This window comes from Pseudoroseomonas cervicalis ATCC 49957, from assembly GCF_000164635.1.
In the GTDB taxonomy this organism is placed as follows: Bacteria; Pseudomonadota; Alphaproteobacteria; order Acetobacterales; family Acetobacteraceae; genus Pseudoroseomonas; species Pseudoroseomonas cervicalis.
The window spans coordinates 277,879-278,857 of sequence record NZ_GG770781.1 but is presented as its reverse complement, the minus strand read 5'-3'; the positions used below and the strand labels follow the sequence as shown (position 1 = coordinate 278,857).

At 75.9% G+C, this 979-nt stretch carries 1 protein-coding gene; it reads right to left on the bottom strand.

What is annotated here, in order from left to right; translation table 11 throughout:
• On the bottom strand, window positions 1–865 hold an 865-nt coding region (locus HMPREF0731_RS16315; protein ID WP_007005279.1), incomplete at its 3' end, for a glycosyltransferase family 2 protein.
• Between the last annotated feature and the right edge of the window lie 114 nt (window positions 866–979).

Below are 979 nucleotides of genomic sequence, written 5' to 3'. Positions count from 1 at the left end.
GCGGGTGCAGCGGGTCGGTGACGCGGCGCGCCTCCGCCTCGCCCGCCACGGTCAGCGCGAAGCGCGGCAGCTCCTCCGCCTCCAGCCGTTGCAGCGCGCGGGCGGAGAGCGCCGCGCGGCTCTCCAGCCGGATGCCGCCCAGGATGGCGCCGCGCGCCCGCTCGGCATGCGCCAGCATGCTCTCGGGGCGCTTGCGGTAGAGGAAGCCGGCCTCCGGCAGATGCTGGCCGCGGAAGCCCGCGCGGCCGGCGCGCAGCCAGAACTCCCAATCCTCGAACCCCTCGCGCAGCCGCTCGTCGAAGCGCAGGCCGCGCTCGAAGACGCGGCGGGCGATCAGGCTGCCGGCATCACAGAAGTTCTCGTGCAGGTGCAGGAAGGCGGAGTATTCGCCATCCAGCGCGTAGTGCTGTGGCAGGCCGAAGCTGTCGAGATCGGGATAGACCCAGCCGACCTGCTCCGGCGCCGCGTCCAGCGCCGCCGCGGCGCGCGCCAGGAAATGCGGGCGCAGCCGGTTGTCGGCGTCCAGCATCAGCAGGGCGCGGCAATCCGGCCAGGCGCGCAGCGCGAAGTCGATGCCGCTGTTGCGCGCCGCCGGCAGCCCGCCATTCGGCCGGCGCAGCAGCACGACGCGGCCGGGATGGCGCCGCGCGTAGGACAGCGCGATCGCGGCGGTCTCCGGCAGCGGGCAGCCATCATCGACGACGATGATGGCGTGGCGCGGCGCGCCCTGCTGCGCCAGCGCATCCTCCAGCGCCTCGGCCAGCAGGCCGGGCTGGCGGTGGACGGGGATGATGATGGCCAGTTCCGGCCCCGCCACGCTCCGCACCCCGCCCGCCTCCGCCGCCCGCTGTCCCGGCGGTGTCATAGCGGGCTTCCGGCGGGGGCGGAACCGGCCTCGGCCAGGCCGGGCAGGGCGCGCAGCAGGTCGCGGTAGCGCGCCAGCATGGCCGCCTCGTCCTGCCGCGCCGCATGGGCGGCG